The following is a 14,333-nucleotide window of genomic DNA, read 5'->3' on the forward strand; positions in this document are numbered from 1 at the left end:
CCTTTACCCCAGCGATTGCCAAAGTGTATGTCAGGCGACTGTAAAAATCACACGAAACCATACCTTAGCGCCGCTGATTTCAATGGATGCGCCTCTACCCTGCGAAGTCACTAGAAGGGCCGTTAGAGATACCTCTGATGGAGCCAGCCCTATGGGTGATCGCCCCGGTCGAGTAGTGGAGGAATGATATAGTGCTAAGACTTTGGATTCCGCCGCTAGGCTACCAGGGAGAAATTCTACCCCTAGCCTGGGATAGGATGGGTTGAAGCGATTTAATATCACTAACTTAAACAAAAAAATTAATGTTGGGGTAATAAATGGATGCCCGCTACAATCCTCGAGATACGGACGCCGATCTCAAATTAATTCGTTCGGCGCTGCTATTTCAGGACCTGCCGGAGGAGGCTGTAGCCGAAGCCACCAGCCACGTGGTCTCTCGTCGCCACCCGGCCAACCAGGTGATTTTGCTTGAAAACGACTGGGGCAGCTCGGTCTACTTCATTCTGGAAGGCTGGGTCAAAATCCGCACCTACAACCTCGACGGCAAGGAAGTCACCCTCAACATTTTGGGCAAGGGCGAGCTGTTTGGCGAAATGGCCCCCCTCGAAGAGGTGCCCCGCTCTACTGACGTGATTACCCTGGTGCCCACAGTCATTGGCAGCATGCCCGCCAGCGACTTTGTCAAGCTGCTCAACACCCAGCCCCTGGCCGGCATTCGCCTGTCGCAGCTGATGGCTCGGCGGCTCAGACAGGTCAACCGTCGCCTGCGGCTGCGCGAGTCTGACAGCACCTCGCGGGTGGCCGACATCATTCTCTTTTTGGCCGATGGGCAGGGGCATCGCAGCACCAGCGGCATCGAAATTCCCAACCTGCCCCATCGGGAGTTGAGCAGCCTCAGCGGTCTGGCTCGGGAGACGGTGACTCGCGTACTGAGTAAGCTAGAAAAGAAAGGGCTAATTGTGCGGGACAAAGACCTCATGAGCATTCCCGACATCAACGCCCTAGAACGTCTGCTGGTTTAGCCATTCATGAGTCACCCCCCTGACCCCGCCCCTGGGGCTAAGTTTGTGCCCCCGGTTGACGACGCTGCGAGCGATTTCGATGGGCTAGACACCTACCTGGAGTACCGCACCTCAGAGGACGAGGCCGATGGGCCTGACCTGTCGCACCGCCTCAAATCTGGCCCCTTAGCCATGGTCGAAACGGCCTTTTTGGCCAGCACCGCCGCGCTGATCTGGCTGGTGAATACTTACTTTCCGCCGGGGCCGATTCTCCGAATTTTGTTTCCTCTGCCGATGGCTCTGGTCTACCTGCGCTGGGGACCGCGGGCCGCATGGATGTCGGCTCTCGTGTCGGGGCTGCTGCTGTCGGTGCTGATGGGGCCACCCCGCAGTCTGCTGTTTCTGATCCCCTATGCGCTGTTGGGGGTGCAGCTGGGCTTTTTTTGGGTGCGGCGAACCAACTGGTATGTGTCCATCGCAATGGGGTCGCTGCTGGGCACCATTGGGTTTTTCTTTCGGCTGTGGCTGTCGTCGGTGCTGGTGGGCGAAGACCTGTGGGTGTATTTGACCACCCAGGTCACTCAAATGCTGAACTGGGGTCTAGAGCGCCTAGTGGGCTTAGGCGTGCTGGATGTGGGCGTGCTGGGCCAGGCCAATGTGGAAGCGGTGCAGATTTTAGCTCTGGTGTCGGTGCTGGCGAGCAATGTGGTGTATCTGTTTACGGTGCATCTGGCGGCCTGGCTACTGCTGGGGCGGCTGGGAGCGAAGATTCCGGAGCCGCCGGGGTGGGTGCAGGATTTGTTGAAGGAATAACAGGGAACAAGGTCAGAGGGTGCAAGGTAAACGGTATAGGGTTCAAGGCGGAATCAGCCCTAAACCCTATACCCTGCACCTTAAACCCTTTTCTAAAATCGCTGTTTGTGGAGTCGTAAGTTCTGTGGATGAGCCGTTGATTAAGGTTTATACGCAGGGTCGGCGGGGGGAGGATTGGCTGGGGGGGGTGGGGGGGTTGCGGCCGGGGCTAGTGCTGACGTTGGGGTTTACGGAGACGGGACTGGTGGAGGGAATTTCGGCGGCGGGGGCAACTCCGAGCGATCGCCGCTACACAGCTCTAGCCGATGCCGAGTTTATGGTCAATGGCCTGACGCCAACGCCGAAGTTTCCGCTGCCACCACTTCAGGCTGGAGCTTCTCCAGCGCTGATCTCTAGAGCAGTAATTGCAGAGCAAGGAATTCCCCTCATCGTTCTCAATGCTGGATTGCCCCAGCCGCCGACTGTACCCTGTGTGGATTTGGGGGGTAAGCCTGCGCAATGTCTGAGTACAGGGGCGGCTTTGCCATTAGATGTGGTTCGTCACCTCTGGCGGCAGGGGTTAGAGCAAGGGGAATTGCTGGGAGCTGAGAGCGACTATTTGTTGCTGGCGGAGTGTGTGGTGGGGGGTACGACTACAGCACTGGGGATTTTGACTGGGCTAGGTCTGGATGCAGCGGAGCGAGTAAATAGTAGCCACCCGACCTGCAACCATGATCAGAAACAAGCTTTGGTTGCTAAGGGATTATCTTCAGCAGGATTGCCAGAGCGGCCCCATCCCCTTGAGGTGGTGACGGCAGTGGGCGACCCGATGCAGCCGGTGGTGGCGGGAATGGCGATCGCAGCTAGTCGCACTCGGCCGGTGCTGCTGGCGGGGGGCACGCAAATGCTGGCGGTCTATGCGCTGATGGTGGCGATCGCGGCGGCGGAAGGCTGCGACTGGAACCCTGCAAACGTGGTGGTGGGCACCACGCGCTGGGTAGCGGAGGATGCCACTGGGGATACGGTGGGGCTGGCGGAGCTGACGGGGGCCTGTTTGATGGCGACTCGACTGAGCTTTGCAGAGTCGCGGTTTGAGGCGTTGCGGGCCTACGAGCGGGGGTTTGTGAAGGAGGGCGTGGGGGCGGGGGGGTGTGCGATCGCCGCCTCGCTCTACCAAAACTGGGGTCAGCCGGAGCTTTTGGCGGCGATCGAAGCGTTGCTAGAGCAGAAGTCTCAGCAAGATAGCTCCCAGGGTTCTGGCTCCGTTGCTTTGCCTTAAGCAAACGCCCCTGCTAGAACCCTGGGATCTGAGGCTGTAGGCTACTCCAGCAGAATGGTTTTGGTCATAATCACCATCCACTGGGCGGGGGTGGCCGCTTCAGTGCTGGGCGGCACGGGGATGGGGTCGCTCCAGGCGTTGGGGTCGGCGTAGCCGAGGGCATGGAGAATTTTGATGGTGCGGTCTAGGGCGGCGAGGCTGCCGTAGAGCATGTGGCGCACTTTTTCGGGGGTTAGGGGTCGGGTGCCTTTGCTGTCCCCGCTGGGCGGCAGCGGTAGGGAACCGGCCTCTGGGTTGTCGTTGGCGTCTGGTTCGAGATATTCAAACATCAGTTCTGTTTTCCTTTTTGTGGTTGAGGAAGACAGAACGCGAAAACCCTAGCCACCCGCAGTTGAAGTGCAAACTGAGGGGGCTAGGGTACGATGAGCCTAGCCTCGCAATCTGCTTCGGAGATTTGCGGGGTTAGCTGTCTGTTGGTGCTGGAACACCTTCAGACAGCGCCAAGATTTTCGAGTTCTGCATGGCCACCGTTCTGCTCAAACGGCTTAATGAATGAGTGTATTGGTACAAAAGCTCCCTGTCAACCGTGAGGGTTAAGGATGATGCGATGCTCTAGCCAATAAATAGACAGAACAGTTTTGCCTATCTGTCTTTAGAGAAAGCTATTATGCAAACCATCCACCAACTATCTATCTTGTAGGGAGAAGTAGTCAGATCAAAGCGATCAATAGATTGCCAAGCTGCCTTTACGGGTATTTAGTTATTCTTATTAAAGCGTTTAGCGCCCATTAGTGTCGCGGCTGAGAGGAATTGGCGAGCAAGAAATGGCAACAATTTCTTTTTTTGATTGGATAAAAATAGAAGACTTCTTGGCTCCACCATCTGTTAGCAAAGGTTATGCTTTAAACTTTTCTAATACCACCTTCCAAAGGTTCATAGGTTCTGTGACTGGAATCAACATTTATGAGGAAGGAAAATATGACGATTATGGGGCTTCTAAAGCGAATCGCCTACGATCTTTTTTTGACAAAGAGCCTGAGCACATAGTGGGAAAATTATTGCTAGCCCTAGCAGAGTATCAGCAGACTTTACCGGATGCATATCATTCTCCTAAAATACAATTTAGTGAAATCATAGAGCTAGCAAATAAGCTAACACAAAATAGCACAATCGAAAGTGATGATTCTGCCGGAAAAGCTTATTTCGAAAAAATTCGTGAACAGATTCTAAGCGAACTAGAAAATGCTAACTTCACAATCTGGATTGCAGTAGCGTGGTTTACCGATCCTTTTTTATTCAACTGCCTGCTGGCCAAGAAAACTCAGGGGTTGAATATTCAAGTCATTATAAATGACGACGAAATTAACAATAAATCTGGTTTAGATTACAGCCAGCTCGAAGTTTATAAGCTGCCCGCTCTAGGTTCTCGCTCAATAAATAGGATGCATCATAAATTTTGCGTTGTAGATTTTAAGACTGTTATTCACGGCTCTTATAACTGGACTAAAACTGCAAGATTCAATGGTGAAACTATAGAGATTTCATCAGGGTACAATAAAGCCGAAAAATTTTCCCAAGAGTTTATGAGACTGAAGCTTCAGTCAATCAACGGAATTCAGTAGATTCAATGGCTTTTGATTCATAATAGGCCTAACATTTGCGATTAGCTTTTGGCATTTTCCGACGGAAGAATTCCCAACGCTCTAATGACCTTTATACCCAATCTATTTGCAGCTTACCTGCTAAGCCGCTCATCGATTATCAAGCACGTCTCTTGCACCTTGACAGCAAGCGCGATCGCTTCAGCTCCATCAATATTGACGCGTGTTCTTAAATCTCTAACTAACTCTTGGCTCCCAACCGAAAGAACATTCAGCCAACATACTGATTGAACTACCGTAAGTACAATATCGCCAGATCTCTAACCTTAAATCTTTTGATAAGAACGAGCAGCTTAAGCCAGACTGGTTAAACCATCGACATACTATTAAACTGAGGACACGCACTTGATAAGGACTACTTTAGTGCTCAGCGAATTTGACCGCATTACAGTCGATCCAGCGGTGTGTCTTGGTCAGCCGACCATACGGGGTATGCGCATCACGGTAAGCTTTCTCCTAAAGCTGCTGGCTAGCCAACTATCTGTGCAAGAGATTCTAGAGTCATACCCAGAACTAGAGGAAGAAGATATTCGCCAGGCTCTCAACTATGCGGCTTGGGCGGTATCCGATCGCACGATTAGTTTCACGTCGGCATGAGCAATTTACGCTTCATTGCTGACGTTCACGTTTCTCCTCTAACCGTCACAGCCCTAAAGTTACAGCGCTACGACATAGTACGTTCGACAGATCTATTACCCGCAACTGCCGCTGATGCCGAGATTTTAGAGTTTGCGAGAGTAGACGGTCGCATTGTTGTAACGCAAGACCTAGACTTTTCTATGCTGGTAGCGCTCAGTAAGCAAAGTCAGCCAAGTCTGATCACATTACGGTTATCTTCTGCCAAGCCTGACGTAGTCACTCAGAAGCTTCTAGAGGTTTTACCCACTCTTGAGTCAGAACTAACCGAAGGCGTAGCAGTGACTATCAACGACGACACTGTGCGCATTCGCAAGCTTCCAATGCGGTGAAACACTTACCCTTCAGTCGGTGGTGTGGGCAAAACCACAAGCTCACCAATATCAACATTGGGCGGTTGCGAGAGCGCAAAGAGCACTGTCCGAGCTACATCATCAGGGCGCAGGGCATCGGGCTTCGGGTCATCAAAGAACGGTGTGTCCACCATCCCCGGTTCAATCAAAGTGACGCGCACCCCCGTGCCTCGCATCTCCTCTCGCAAGTTATAGCCGATCGCTGAGACAGCCCATTTCGAGGCTGCATACATAGAACCTTTCAGCACTGTGCGCCCTGCGATCGAGCCGGTAATGATGACGTGACCTTTGGCTTTCTTTAGCTCTTCTAGGCTAGCCCGCAGCGTATAAGCGACGCCCAAAATGTTGGTATTGACGATGCGCTGCCAAGACTCAACTGGAGCCCCCGAAAACCCACCCGGCTCACCGCCACAACCAGCATTAGCAAACACCGCATCTAGGCTGCCAAACGCCTCTACTGCGTTGGCTACCAACTCTTCTTGAGCCGCATAGTCAGTGACATCACACGCAAAAGTCCGGACTCTATCGGCATCCAGTTCTTGCGCCAACTGTTCCAGCTTCTCAGTAGAGCGGGCGGCTAAGACAAGGTTAAAATTTTGCGCTGCCGCCTGTCGGGCAGTGGCGGCACCGATACCTGTAGATGCGCCGGTAATCAGTAGAGTTCTAGAACTCGCCATGTTAAGTCTCCCACTCTGCCACGAATCTCCATGGTTATCTTGCCACAGATGCCGATTGGGCAAGAGCGGCTAGGGTTTGGGGAGCTAGATCAAATCACGGTCGATGTGTCGTTCTCGCCTCTCCCAGGGGCAAACACACCGCAAAACAGGTATGCCCCGGTGCAGACTCCACAGAGATGGTGCCGTGGTGGCGGTTTTCTACAATGCGAAGCACCGTTTCGAGACCTAGCCCTGAGCCTTTGCCGACGCCCTTAGTGGTAAAAAACGGCTCATAAATGCGCGACTTAATCTCCGGCGGAATGCCCGGCCCGGTGTCGATGATTTCTACCCGAGCGTCGCCCTGGAAATGACAGGTGCGCAGGGTGAGGGTGCCCTTCTCACCCATCGCATCGATCGCATTGTCAATCAAATTTGTCCATACCTGGTTGAGCTCGCTGCCGTGGGCCATCAGCTTGGGCAACGTCGCATCGTAGTCGCGCTCCACCTTAATGCCCTGCTTCAGCTTGAAGGCAAACAGCCGCAGGGTGTCTTCTAGCCCCTGGTGCAGGTCAACCATCTGCTGCGCGCCCTGATCCATATAGCTGTAAGACTTCATCGACTTGACCAGGGTGGCGATGCGCTCGGCTCCGTGCTGGCCACTCTGAATCATCGACATCATCTCAAAGGAGAGGGCCAACCAGCGAATGCCCATGTCGTGTAACTGCGTGGGATTGTCCCGCCAGGGGGCCATCAGCCTTTCTAATGTGGGGATATCGATCCCTGCCTGGGCCAGGGGTTCCGCCAGTTTCCAAGCTTCGGTAGCGCCATAGTCTTCGAGCCAGTCGAGCAGTTCCTCCTCGCGATCGCTTACCGTTACCGCATCGGCCCCGCACTTGAGAATGGTCTCGTAGCCCGCATCGCGCACCCGCTGCCACTCCGCCGATTCCGCTTCGGTGGCGTTGGTCTGGCCATAGAGCATATTCATTTTCTCTAGCTCGCGAATGGCGGGCACCATTTCACTAAGCGATCGCACCAGAGCCGCCGCTGGGTTATTCAACTCGTGGGCTAGCCCCGCCGACAGCGTCCCTAAGGCCGCCATCTTCTCGCGCCCGCGCAGAAACGACTCTAGCCCCCGCACCCGCTGCTGCATTAAGCGAAACACCACGCGCTCAAAGTCACGACACTCGTGCAGCAGGGTGAGAAAGTCGGCCCCGGCAATGCTGTGAACCTGACAATTTGACATTGCCTGTAACGTCACCGGCGCGGGCTCATCCGTCAGCACCGGAATTTCGCCAATATAGCCAGGGCCTTCGTGCTGGCCAATGGGCATGGCGATGCCTTCGCTCTGGCGGGTAATGCCCAGGCGACCCGAGGCAATGACGTAGATCGTGGTGGTCAAGTCACCCTCTTTGACCAGGTAGTCGCCCTTAGACAGCTGGAGGGAGGTGGCGCGATCGCACACCCACTCCAGCCGCTCCTGGGGTAGGTGGTTGAAGGGCTCAATCGCCTTCAGATGTTCTAGACAAAGTGCCGACGCGCTCATCGCACCGCCCCCAAATACTGGTGAACAAACTGCACGCAGATCGACCCTTCGCCCACGCCAGAGGCCACCCGTTTGATCGAGCCGCAGCGCACGTCGCCCACCGCAAACACGCCGGGTAGGCTGGTCTCCAGCAGAAAGGGAGGCCGCTCCTGCGACCACACCTGATGGGGCGGCACGCCAGAGCTGCCCAAGTCTGGCCCGGTGAGCAGGTAGCCCCGAGCATCACGCTGCACCAAATCTTCTAGCCAATCGGTATGGGGAGTGGCCCCAATAAAGATGAATAGCGACTGGGCGGGCACGGTTTCGGTGGCCCCAGTGATGACGTTTTGCAGCACTAGCGCCTCTAGCTGTGTACCGCCCTTGGCTTCGATCACGCTGGTGTGGGTCTGCACGGTGATGTTATCTGTCGCGGCAATTTGGTCAATTAGGTACTGCGACATGCTCTTGGTCAGCGAGTCGCCCCGTACTAGCATCGTCACCGACTTGGCGTACTTGGCGAAGTTCATCGCCGCTTGCCCGGCGGAGTTGGCCCCGCCAATGATGTACACATCTTCCCCTTCGCAGGCCAGGGCTTCGGTTTGGGCCGCGCCGTAGTAGACCCCCGCCCCGGTAAACTGCTCCAGCCCCGTCGTGTCGAGCCGCCGCCACGAGACCCCCAGAGCCAAAATCACCGCATGGGCGCTGATTTCACTGCCGTCACTGAGGGTCAGCAGCCGGTAGTCGTTGTCAGTTCGCAATGACTGCACCGACTGAGGGGTGAGAATTTCAACCCCAAAGCGGCGGGCCTGGCTGACGGCGCGGCGAGCCAGGTCGCTGCCGCTCAGCCCCACCGGAAAGCCCAGGTAGTTTTCAATGCGGGAGCTGGTGCCCGCCTGGCCACCGGGGGCCTCGCGCTCGATTAGTACCGTATGCAGCCCTTCAGAAGCGCCGTAGACCGCCGCCGCCAGCCCAGCGGGGCCGCCCCCGACAATCACTAAGTCGTAGAAGGGCTTGGCCGCCGTGGTTTGCAGACCAATGCGAGCCGCCAGCTCGGCGGTGGTGGGCTGGCGCAGGGGGTCTCCATCGGGAAACAGCACCAGGGGCAGCTTGGCCTGGGTCACGCAGCCCGCCAAGGTGCGAGCCTCCTCGCTGCGCTCCACATCCAGCCAGCGGTAGGGGATCTGGTTACGGGCCAGAAAGTCTTTGATTTCGTGACTCTGGGGATTCCAGCGATCGCCCACCACCCGAATGCCCTCGAAGGGGGGCCGAAAGTTGGCCTGCCAATCGGCCAGCAAGTCATCAATTACCGGGTACAGGTTTTCCTCCGGCGGGTCCCAGGGCTTCATCAGGTAGTAGTCAAGGCCGACCTCATTGATAGCGCGAATGGCGGCATCGGTATCGCTGTAGGCGGTGAGCAAGGCCCGCTTGACGTCGGGCACCAGCTTTATGGCCTGCTCTAAAAACTCCACCCCACTCATCTCGGGCATGCGCTGATCGACCAGCAGCAGCGCTACCGGGTCGCCGCGCTGAACGACTTGTTGCAAGGATTCAAAGGCCACTGCCCCAGAACTGGCCCGCATGACGCGGTAGTGCTCGCCGTAGTGTCGCCGCAAGTCGCGGGCGATCGCTTGCAGCACATCTAGGTCGTCATCGACGGTGAAAATAATCGGTTTGGCCACGGCAAACACCTGAAGGGGGGCAATTCGGTTCAGCCCTTGACGGTGAAGAGATGACAGCCAAAGGCGTTGCTGCCCAGTGTAGCCGACCGACCTTTCAAAAATCTGCGTGGGGCTATACCTCAGCCACTGCTCGCAGGCGTCTACAGATCCACTGGGTGCTGGCCGTAGTAGGGCATTACCGATGACCAATCGGGGCGATCGCCCCTTAGCCAGCGCCCATGGGCCAGGGCCAAAACTTGCACCACCGTCGCTGCCAGGTCATCCCCAGCGATCGCGCGATGCAGAGACTGGGGATAGCTGGCCAGCACCTGCTCCCAAGCTGCTGCTTTGAGCACCTGATCAGGGTGGGATGGCTCTAAGCCATTAGCAGTCAATTTATAAATAGCGGTAAACAACTGCTCCCGCCGAGCCTGCATCTCCACGGCAATATCTGAAATAGACCCAGCCGGGGAATTATCTAGGGCCTGTTGGGCCACTGCGGCCAAACTTGACACGCCAAACAGCGGTATTTCTAGCTGCTGAGCCAGGGTGCGCGCTGTCACCACTCCGATCCGGGTACCAGTAAAGCCCCCCGGCCCCTGGGCCACCGCCAAGAACGAGAGATCCGTCCAGGCGTAGGGCGCGATAAATTCCATCAAAATGGTGTGCAACTGGCTGGAGAGGTCACGCCCTAGAGGCCAGGTCTGGTGACAAATTTCGCCGTCAAAGTTACTCAGGGCCAGCCCCAAGTCAGGGCCGCAGGTATGAATCGCTAGACCTAGCATGAACGTAAATTGGGTATCCAAAAGACTAGGAGTTTAAGAATACAGGAGCCAGGAGCAGGGTAGACCCACCGCTGCATCTTCGAATGTCCTGACCACCGACTTCCCTAACAGTTCTGGTGCTGGCAGACCGATAGCCAGGATGCGATCGCCCGCTCCCTACCCTTACGTGAGGACTACCCTGGTGCCGGTGCTCAACCCAAATCAGCTACTCGCATCACAACATCTGGAGCATTGCAGGGGCAACCAACGTCACTACCTAAAGTCAGGGTTCTGCCCAGTACCGAGTCAACTTTCGGTAACTTTTATAAAGCCTTTTTCTTTACACAGAAAAATCACCAGATGCTCTCAATAATGAAGGTATCCGGCTGTCGGTCTTGATATCTGGTATTGCTACGGTCGCCCCCATGAAAAATCGCTGCCTCCCCAACTGCCTTATTCTCCGCAACTTGTGTGTAATCTTGACCCTGGTTGCCGGAGGCGTACTGATAGCGGCAGACATCCACGCTTCAGCCAACCAGCAAGAGCAGCAGACGACAGCCCTAAAGCAGCTGTTTGTCTACCAAATCTTGTTGAGTGCAGAGCAAAAACAGGAGTAAGCATCAAACGAAGGTAGGGGCGCAGCCTGCTGCGCCCCTACGAAATTCATGCTGCTGAATTGGCCCTAGAGTGCCTCCCTAAACCCCGATCGCAGAGGGCACCGGGTCTTTCTTCGCTTTCCTGGGCCGATTGATTGGGTCCATGTAGGCCTCTAGGCGCTTGAAGACAAAGGACGCCAGGGAGGTCATCACCAAATAGACGATCGCCACTGCCAGATACACCTCAAAGGCGCGGTAGGTGGTCGCCACCGTCAGCTGCCCCTGACGGAACAGTTCTTCAAAGCCGATTACCGCCGCCAAGCTGGTGTCTTTAATCAGGGTGATGAACTCGTTGCCTAGGGGAGGCAAAATGCGCCGAAAAGCTTGAGGAAAGACGACGTAGCGCATAGTCTCGACCGGGTTCATTGCGAGGGATTCGCCCGCCTCCCACTGGCCGCGATCGATGGACTGAATGCCGCCGCGCAGAATCTCCGCCAGGTAGGCGGCTACGTTGAGGCTGAGGGCCAGCACGGCGGCAAAGATGCGGTTAAAGCTGAGGTCAAAGCCCAGGCTTTGGAACAAAGCGGGCAGGCCGAAGTAGATCATAAACAGCTGCACCAGCATGGGCGTGCCGCGAAAGAAGTCGACGTAGATGCGGCACAGCCAGCGCAGGGGTTTAATGGGCGAAATCATCGCAAAGGCCACCAGCGACCCGCCAATCAGCCCCAGGAAGAACGAGGATGCGGTCAGCAGAATGGTGATCCACGCGCCGCGTATCAAGTTTTGGAACAGCCGCCCCCAAGCCAGACCCGAGGCCGTGCCGGCGTTGGCTAAAGACGGAGCGACTCCTGGCAGCTCTGGCGGCTCGCCGGAAAACCAGCGCTGGTAGATCTCGGCGTAGGTGCCGTCTTGCAGCAGGGTGCCGAGGGCGTCATTCATCGCCGTCAGTTCTTCAGAGTTTTTGGGGATAGCAATCCCGTAGTACTCCTCAGTGACCAGCTCGCCGACGATTTTGAGGCCCTCGAGATTGGCCTCGCGGATGGCGTAAAGGGTGACGGGCAGGTCGTTGACCACGGCGTCTACCCGACCGTTGAGCAGCTCTTGCAGAGCCAGGGGCGAGTTGTCAAAGGTGCTGACGGTAGCCCCTTCGACCTGGCCAGCCTGATCGGCTCCGGTAGTGCCAATGGCCACCGCAATGCGCTTACCCTCTAAATCTTCTAGGGTTGTGATGTCGTTGTTGTCCTGGCGAACGGCGATCGCCAGACCCGCCTTAAAGTAGGGCCGGGTGAAATCAATGGTTTGAGCCCGTTCGGCGGTAACGGTCATGCCGCTGATCGCCGCATCAATGGTTCTCGACTGTAACGCCGGGATCAAACCATCAAAGGGCAAGGTGATAAACCTCACCTCTCGCCCAGCGGCTTCCCCCATCGCTGTCATCAGCTCAATGTCAAAGCCGACCAAGTTGCCACTGTCGTCCTTCATCTCAAAGGGCGGAAAGGCAGGTTCAGTGCCCACCTCCCACACCGTTGGAGCATCTTGAGCCAGACCGGTCAGCTGAGCTGCCCCGATCCCGAGCAGCAGTCCTAGCACCAAAGCTAAACAGCGCTTCAACCAGCGTGAGCTAAACAGACGAAAAACCATGTCGGCGACACTCTACGACAAAAGCTTCCGGAAGCTTCCGGGCGATCGCAATCCGGGTTGTGTTGCACCATAGTCAATTCCCTTCGAGATAAAATGTATTTCAGGATACAGATGTCTCTGGTTGCCAGTGATTCTCTGATAGAGATTAAGCCCTGTTATTGCGCCCGCCCATGACGACCACCATGACCGCGATCGCCACCCCCGTAATTGCCTGCGAAAACTTGTACAAAAGCTACGGCTCGCTGGATGTTTTGAAAGGGGTAAGCACCACCTTTACCAAGGGCGATGTGGTGTCGATTATTGGCCCTTCGGGCTGCGGCAAAAGTACATTTCTGCGCTGCCTCAACCGGCTAGAGGCCATCAACCAGGGCCACCTAGAGGTGATGGGCCAAGACATGTCGGCCCCAAAACTGCCCTGGAAGGCGCTCTACCACCTGCGCAGCCAGGTCAGCATGGTGTTTCAGCATTTCAATCTGTTCCCCCACCTAACGGTGATTGAGAATCTGATGCTCTCGCCCCGTAAGGTGCTGAAGCACTCTGATGCCGACTGTCGCGACCTGGCCAGCCAGTACCTGGCGAAGGTGGGCTTGGGCGATCGCGCCGACGCCTATCCCGAGCAGCTCTCGGGTGGGCAAAAGCAGCGGGTGGCGATCGCCCGTAGCCTCTGCATGCAGCCCGAAGCCATTCTGTTTGACGAGCCCACTAGCGCCCTCGACCCCGAACTGGTGGGCGAGGTGCTGGGCGTCATGCGCCAGCTGGCCGAAGAGGGCATGACCATGATTGTGGTCACCCACGAAATGCAGTTCGCCCGCGAAGTCTCCAACCGAGTGCTGTTCTTCAACAACGGCGTCATTGAAGAAGAGGGCATCCCCGCCGAGGTGTTTAGCAACCCCCGTAGCGATCGCCTGAGATCCTTCCTCAGCCGCCTGAGTCAGCATCAGTAGGGTTTAAGGCATCGGGTATAGGGTCTAAGGGGTTGCCCTAAACCCTATACCCCCGATCCTTCTCTCCGCTTTCACCCATCTCAGCAAAATTCCATCTCCAAAGATTGATCTTAGCGTTGATCAACGCTAAGATTAGAATCTTTGGAAATTGCTTCCAACGTTGGACATTGTTCGGAGAGTAAACGTTTATGGCGCGATATAGAGGCGCTCGCCTGCGGGTTGTACGCCGCTTGGGTGAGCTACCGGGTCTGTCCCGCAAATCCCCCCGTAAGGCTTATCCGCCGGGGCAGCACGGTCAAGACCGCAAGAAAAAATCTGAGTACGCAGTTCGGCTTGAAGAAAAGCAGAAGCTGCGGTTTAACTACGGTTTGACCGAAAAGCAGCTGCTTCGCTACGTGAAGAAAGCTCGTCGGGCCGGTGGTTCGACTGGTTTGGTGATTCTACAGCTGCTTGAAATGCGGCTTGACAACACCGTGTTTCGCCTTGGCTTTGGGCCGACCATTCCTTCGGCTCGCCAGGTGGTCAACCATGGCCACATCTGCGTGAATGGCCGTGTGGTGTCGATTCCTAGCTATCAGTGCCGGGCTGGCGATGTGATCACCGTACGCGATCGCGAAGCTTCTAAAAAATTGGTCGAAGCCAACCTAGAGTTCCCCGGTTTGGCCAATGTGCCTGCCCACCTCGAGCTTGACAAAGCCAAGCTCACCGCCAAGGTCAATGGCATCATTGAGCGCGAGTGGGTGGCCCTCAACGTCAACGAACTGCTTGTGGTTGAGTACTACTCCCGTAAGGCCTAAGGCTGCTGGTCATTACTGGAGTTTGTTTGCTGG

The 14,333-nt window shown here is 56.0% G+C and carries 15 protein-coding genes; 9 read left to right on the forward strand and 6 right to left on the reverse strand.

The features are described 5' to 3' along the window. Positions 1 to 317: 317 nt before the first annotated feature. From H6F59_RS14885 to cobT, 3 genes are all read left to right on the forward strand, one after another. On the forward strand, positions 318 to 1,022 hold the full coding sequence (locus H6F59_RS14885) for a Crp/Fnr family transcriptional regulator (protein ID WP_190514716.1): 705 nt from the start codon (positions 318 to 320) through the stop codon (positions 1,020 to 1,022). 6 nt (positions 1,023 to 1,028) lie between these two features. After that, positions 1,029 to 1,814: a DUF2232 domain-containing protein gene (locus H6F59_RS14890; protein ID WP_190514715.1), complete on the forward strand. Its 786-nt coding sequence runs from the start codon at positions 1,029 to 1,031 to the stop codon at positions 1,812 to 1,814. 136 nt (positions 1,815 to 1,950) lie between these two features. After that, complete coding sequence (gene cobT / locus H6F59_RS14895) at positions 1,951 to 3,072, forward strand: nicotinate mononucleotide-dependent phosphoribosyltransferase CobT (RefSeq protein ID WP_190702129.1); 1,122 nt, start codon at positions 1,951 to 1,953, stop codon at positions 3,070 to 3,072. A gap of 41 nt (positions 3,073 to 3,113) precedes the next feature. Here cobT and H6F59_RS14900 read toward each other — a convergent pair whose 3' ends face one another. After that, positions 3,114 to 3,401 (reverse strand): hypothetical protein, encoded by a 288-nt coding sequence (locus tag H6F59_RS14900; RefSeq protein WP_190701411.1) that lies wholly within the window; start codon positions 3,399 to 3,401, stop codon positions 3,114 to 3,116. Positions 3,402 to 3,896: 495 nt separating this feature from the next. On the opposite strand from H6F59_RS14900, the gene H6F59_RS14905 reads away from it, so the two are divergent. From H6F59_RS14905 to H6F59_RS26765, 3 genes are all read left to right on the forward strand, one after another. Beyond that, entirely contained in the window at positions 3,897 to 4,694 is a 798-nt protein-coding gene (locus H6F59_RS14905; RefSeq protein ID WP_190701415.1) for a phospholipase D-like domain-containing protein, read from the forward strand. A gap of 402 nt (positions 4,695 to 5,096) precedes the next feature. Then, positions 5,097 to 5,330, forward strand: a complete 234-nt coding sequence (locus tag H6F59_RS14910) for a DUF433 domain-containing protein (RefSeq protein WP_190701418.1) — start codon at positions 5,097 to 5,099, stop codon at positions 5,328 to 5,330. Beyond that, on the forward strand, positions 5,327 to 5,701 hold the full coding sequence (locus tag H6F59_RS26765; protein ID WP_190701423.1) for a DUF5615 family PIN-like protein: 375 nt from the start codon (positions 5,327 to 5,329) through the stop codon (positions 5,699 to 5,701). The genes H6F59_RS14910 and H6F59_RS26765 overlap by 4 nt, the downstream gene beginning before the upstream one ends. Positions 5,702 to 5,706: 5 nt before the next feature. Here H6F59_RS26765 and H6F59_RS14920 read toward each other — a convergent pair whose 3' ends face one another. From H6F59_RS14920 to tsaB, 4 genes are all read right to left on the reverse strand, one after another. Continuing rightward, complete coding sequence (locus H6F59_RS14920; RefSeq protein ID WP_190701426.1) at positions 5,707 to 6,399, reverse strand: SDR family oxidoreductase; 693 nt, start codon at positions 6,397 to 6,399, stop codon at positions 5,707 to 5,709. Between the two features lie 94 nt (positions 6,400 to 6,493). Then, positions 6,494 to 7,921 (reverse strand): sensor histidine kinase, encoded by a 1,428-nt coding sequence (locus tag H6F59_RS14925; RefSeq protein ID WP_190701429.1) that lies wholly within the window; start codon positions 7,919 to 7,921, stop codon positions 6,494 to 6,496. After that, positions 7,918 to 9,579 carry an FAD-dependent oxidoreductase gene (locus H6F59_RS14930; RefSeq protein ID WP_190702133.1) on the reverse strand — a complete coding sequence of 554 codons (1,662 nt, stop codon included), beginning with the start codon at positions 9,577 to 9,579 and terminating at the stop codon, positions 7,918 to 7,920. The genes H6F59_RS14925 and H6F59_RS14930 overlap by 4 nt, the downstream gene beginning before the upstream one ends. 140 nt (positions 9,580 to 9,719) lie before the next feature. Beyond that, positions 9,720 to 10,364: a tRNA (adenosine(37)-N6)-threonylcarbamoyltransferase complex dimerization subunit type 1 TsaB gene (gene tsaB / locus H6F59_RS14935; protein ID WP_242021485.1), complete on the reverse strand. Its 645-nt coding sequence runs from the start codon at positions 10,362 to 10,364 to the stop codon at positions 9,720 to 9,722. Between the two features lie 383 nt (positions 10,365 to 10,747). Between tsaB and H6F59_RS14940 the strand changes: the two genes are divergently transcribed. After that, the gene (locus tag H6F59_RS14940; protein ID WP_190701432.1) at positions 10,748 to 10,939 is read left to right on the forward strand and encodes a hypothetical protein; all 192 of its coding nucleotides are present in this window, start codon (positions 10,748 to 10,750) and stop codon (positions 10,937 to 10,939) included. Between the two features lie 78 nt (positions 10,940 to 11,017). Here H6F59_RS14940 and H6F59_RS14945 read toward each other — a convergent pair whose 3' ends face one another. After that, positions 11,018 to 12,559, reverse strand: coding sequence for an ABC transporter permease subunit (locus H6F59_RS14945; RefSeq protein ID WP_190701435.1), 1,542 nt, complete (start codon positions 12,557 to 12,559; stop codon positions 11,018 to 11,020). Positions 12,560 to 12,729: 170 nt separating this feature from the next. Between H6F59_RS14945 and H6F59_RS14950 the strand changes: the two genes are divergently transcribed. Together H6F59_RS14950 and rpsD are read left to right on the forward strand one after the other, a co-directional pair. Further along, positions 12,730 to 13,503, forward strand: coding sequence for an amino acid ABC transporter ATP-binding protein (locus H6F59_RS14950; protein WP_190701438.1), 774 nt, complete (start codon positions 12,730 to 12,732; stop codon positions 13,501 to 13,503). A gap of 188 nt (positions 13,504 to 13,691) precedes the next feature. After that, positions 13,692 to 14,300, forward strand: a complete 609-nt coding sequence (gene rpsD / locus H6F59_RS14955) for a 30S ribosomal protein S4 (RefSeq protein ID WP_073610655.1) — start codon at positions 13,692 to 13,694, stop codon at positions 14,298 to 14,300. The last annotated feature ends 33 nt before the right edge of the window (positions 14,301 to 14,333 follow it).

The organism is Nodosilinea sp. FACHB-141 (genome assembly GCF_014696135.1).
In the GTDB taxonomy this organism is placed as follows: domain Bacteria; phylum Cyanobacteriota; class Cyanobacteriia; order Phormidesmidales; family Phormidesmidaceae; genus Nodosilinea.